The organism is Mesorhizobium sp. M2C.T.Ca.TU.002.02.1.1, assembly GCF_003997225.1.
The window spans coordinates 1-3,611 of sequence record NZ_RZTO01000645.1 but is presented as its reverse complement, the minus strand read 5'-3'; the positions used below and the strand labels follow the sequence as shown (position 1 = coordinate 3,611).

Below are 3,611 nucleotides of genomic sequence, written 5' to 3'. Positions count from 1 at the left end.
CGCGAGATCTTCAAGAAGCTCGGCGTCGCCGATGTCGTGGCCTCGATCTCCGAGTATGGCGCCATGATCCCAGGCCTGCAGGCGGGACGCTTCGACGTCGTCACCGCCGGCCTGTTCATGAAGCCGGAACGTTGCGCGGCGGTCGCCTATTCCGAGCCGGTGCTTTGCGATGCCGAGGCGCTGCTGGTGAAGAAGGGCAATCCAAAGGGGTTCAAGAGCTATGCGGACATCGCCAAGGACACCTCGGCGACTGTCGGCGCGCCGGGCGGCGGCACCGAGGAGAAGCTGGCGCTCAACGCCGGCGTGCCGCGCGATCGCGTCATCGTCGTGCCGGACGGCCAAAGCGGCCTGAAGATGGTGCAGGACGGCCGCATCGACGCCTATTCGCTCCCCGTTCTGTCGATCAACGACCTGATCAAGAAGGCCAACGACCCGAACCTCGAGGTGATCGCGCCGGTGCAGGGCGCGCCGGTCTATTGCGACGGCGCCGCCTTCAAGAAGGGCGACGAGGCGCTGCGCGATGCCTATGACGTCGAGCTCGCCAAGATGAAGAAGTCGGGCGAGTTCGCCAAGATCATCGAGCCCTATGGCTTCTCGGCCGCCGCCGCGATGTCGACGACGCGCGAGAAGCTCTGCTCGGCGAAGTAAAGCGCGAGTTCTGCCTTCTCCCCGTCCACGGGGAGAAGGTGGCTCGAAGAGCCGGATGAGGGGCAGCGCCAAGTTCTGCAAGGCTGGCTCCGCCCCTCATCTGCCTACCGGCGTCTTCTCCCCGCAAACAGGGAGAAGAAAGCTAACCGCAAACGTTGGAACCCCATGACCCAGTGGTCCGGCTATCTCGGCCTGATATTGCAAGGAGCGCTTGTCACCGTCGAGCTGACGCTGATGGGGTCGGTGCTTGCGCTGATCATGGCCTTCCTGGCCGGCATGGGGCGCGTGTCGCGCTTCTTCATCCTGCGCGCAATCGCCACGGCCTATATCGAATTCTTCCGCGGCACCTCGATCTTCGTGCAGCTGTTCTGGGCGTATTTCGTGCTGCCTTTCGCCGGCCTGTCGCTGACGCCGCTGCAGGCCGGCGTGCTGGCGCTGGGCTTGAATGTCGGCGCCTATGCGGCGGAGGTCGTACGCGGCGCCATCCTGTCGGTCGGCCGCGAGCAATATGAAGCCTGCACGGCGCTTAACCTCGGCCGCTGGCAAGGCATGCGCCACGTGATCCTGCCGCAGGCGCTGCTGGTCATGCTGCCGACCTTCGGCAACAACGCGATCGAGCTGCTCAAGGCGACATCGGTCGTGTCGCTGATCTCGCTCGCCGACCTGACCTTCCAGGCGCAGGTGGTGCGCTCCCAGACCGGCAGCACGCTGATGCCCTTCGTCTCCGTGCTGGTGATCTATTTCGCGCTGGCGCTGATCATCTCCTGGGGCGTTCGCACGCTGGAGCGCCGCATGGCGCGCGGTCTCGACGGAGTGCGTGTCTGATGGAATGGGCCGAATAATGGATTGGGATTGGAACTTCGTCTGGGAGATCATGCCGACCCTGATCCAGGGCGTGAGGATCACCATCCTGGCGACCATCCTCGGCTCGATCCTGGCGGCGATCGTGGGGCTTGCGATCGCGCTGGCGCGACGCTCGGAGAACCGGACCGTCGCGCGCAGCGTCGGCTGGTTCGCCGAGTTCATCCGCGGCACGCCGTTGCTGGTGCAGCTCTATTTCATCTTCTACGTGCTGCCCGATATCGGCATCCTGTTGCCGCCGCTGGTGGCAGGCGTCATCGGGCTTGGCCTGCACTACGGCACCTACACGGCCGAGGTCTATCGCGCAGGCATCGACAATGTGCCGCGCGGCCAGTGGGAAGCGGCCAAGGCCTGCAATCTCAACGGCCGCCACACCTGGACGCATATCATCCTGCCGCAGGCGATCCCGCCGATGATCCCGGCCCTGGCCAACTATTTCATCGCCATGTTCAAGGAGACGCCGCTGCTTTCGGCGATCACGGTGCTGGAATTGATGAACCAGGCCAAGAGCGTCGCCAATACCTATTACCGCTACATCGAGCCGATGACGCTGGTCGGCGCCTTCTTCCTCGTCATCAGCCTCTGCTCCGTCGTACTCTTGCGCTGGCTGGAGCATCGCTACGGCAGGATCGAAAGATGAGAAGCATGAAAGCATTGCCCGACATCCGCCTCGAAACGGCGCGCCCCACGCTCGACGCGCGTCCGCTGGAAAAGCGCGTCGGACTGATTGCGCTTGCGACCGACCACACCAGCGAGGTGGACTTCCGCCGCATGGTGGCGAGCGAGCGGATCGGCGTCTATGTCGCGCGCATCCCCTACGCCAACCCGACGACGCCGGAGAATTTGCGCAAGATGCAGCCGTCGCTCTCGGCGGGCGCGGCGCTGATCCTGCCGGACGAGACGCTCGATGCCGTCTGCTACTCCTGCACGTCCGCTTCGGTGGTGATCGGCGACGCCGAGATCGAGCAGGCGATCCAGGCGGCCAAGCCCGGTGTGCCCGTGGTCACGCCGCCGATGGCCGGTATGCGCGGCCTCAACGCCTTCGGCGTGAAGCGCATCAGCATCCTGACCCCCTATACGGTCGAGACCAGCCGGCCAATGGCGGCGTATTTCGCCGCGCATGGCTTCGACATCCAGAGTTTCTCCTGCCTCGGTTTCGAGGACGACCGCGAGATGGCGCGGATCACGCCGGCGTCCCTCGTCGAGCTGGCGCGCAAGGTCACGCATCCGCAGGCCGATGCGCTGTTCGTGTCGTGCACGGCGCTGCGCGCCGCGCTCGCGGTTCCTGGCATGGAGGAAGCGATCGGGCGTCCGGTGGTCACCAGCAACCAGGCCAGCGCTTGGAACTGCCTGCGGCTTTGCGGCGACGACACGCCGCGACCCGAGTTCGGCCGGCTGTGGACGAAGCCGCTGGCGCAGTGAACGAAAGCCCGTGATCGAAATGACTGTCGAGCTTCAGCATATTCGCGCCGCGCGCGAACGCATTGCCGGCAAGGTCGAGCGGACACCCTGTGTGGTGTCGCAAAGCCTGTCGGACCGCGCTGGCCATACTGTTCATCTCAAGCTGGAGCATCACCAGACCACCGGTGCCTTCAAGCTGCGCGGCGCTTCCAATGCGATCGCAGCATTGAGCGCGGACGAAAAATCGCGCGGCGTCGTCGCTGCCTCGACCGGTAATCACGGCCGCGCGCTGGCGCATGCGGCGAAGCTCGAAGGCATCCGCGCGGTGATCTGCATGTCGCGGCTGGTGCCGGAAAACAAGCTCGATGCCATCCGCCGCCTCGGCGCGGATATCCGTATCATCGGCAACAGCCAGGATGACGCACAGCAGGAAGTCGACAGGCTGGTGGCGGAGGAAGGGCTGGTCATGCTGCCGCCTTTCGACCATCCCGACATCGTCGCCGGGCAAGGCACGCTTGGGCTGGAGATCATGGAGCAGGTTCCGGATGCCACAGCCGTGCTGGTGCCGCTCTCCGGCGGCGGGTTGGCGGCCGGTGTCGCTGCGGCGGTCAAAAGCGTCAGCCCGCGCACCAAAGTCATCGGCATCTCGATGGCGCGGGGCGCCGCGATGAAAGCCAGCCTCGACGCCGGCCGTCCAGTGC

General features: G+C 65.4%; 5 protein-coding genes. All 5 read left to right on the top strand.

Annotated features, from left to right (window positions below):
* Window positions 1–648, top strand: a 648-nt coding sequence (gene ehuB, locus EOD07_RS26725) for an ectoine/hydroxyectoine ABC transporter substrate-binding protein EhuB (RefSeq protein WP_127237545.1), incomplete at its 5' end; no start/stop codon positions are given.
* A 165-nt stretch (window positions 649–813) separates the two neighbouring features.
* Window positions 814–1,473: an ectoine/hydroxyectoine ABC transporter permease subunit EhuC gene (gene ehuC, locus EOD07_RS26720; RefSeq protein ID WP_127237544.1), complete on the top strand. Its 660-nt coding sequence runs from the start codon at window positions 814–816 to the stop codon at window positions 1,471–1,473.
* Between the two features lie 16 nt (window positions 1,474–1,489).
* Window positions 1,490–2,149 (top strand): ectoine/hydroxyectoine ABC transporter permease subunit EhuD, encoded by a 660-nt coding sequence (gene ehuD / locus EOD07_RS26715; RefSeq protein ID WP_073988919.1) that lies wholly within the window; start codon window positions 1,490–1,492, stop codon window positions 2,147–2,149.
* A 5-nt stretch (window positions 2,150–2,154) separates the two neighbouring features.
* Window positions 2,155–2,931 carry an ectoine utilization protein EutA gene (gene eutA / locus EOD07_RS26710; protein ID WP_127237546.1) on the top strand — a complete coding sequence of 259 codons (777 nt, stop codon included), beginning with the start codon at window positions 2,155–2,157 and terminating at the stop codon, window positions 2,929–2,931.
* 19 nt (window positions 2,932–2,950) lie between these two features.
* Window positions 2,951–3,611: pyridoxal-phosphate dependent enzyme (locus EOD07_RS26705; protein ID WP_164772555.1), on the top strand; the 661-nt coding region annotated here is incomplete at its 3' end.

Coding starts and splice junctions, on each gene's coding strand:
- ehuC (WP_127237544.1), top strand. CDS start 814: ATGACCCAGTGGTCCGGCTATCTCGGCCTGATATTGCAAGGAGCGCTT.
- eutA (WP_127237546.1), top strand. CDS start 2,155: ATGAAAGCATTGCCCGACATCCGCCTCGAAACGGCGCGCCCCACGCTC.
- ehuD (WP_073988919.1), top strand. CDS start 1,490: ATGGATTGGGATTGGAACTTCGTCTGGGAGATCATGCCGACCCTGATC.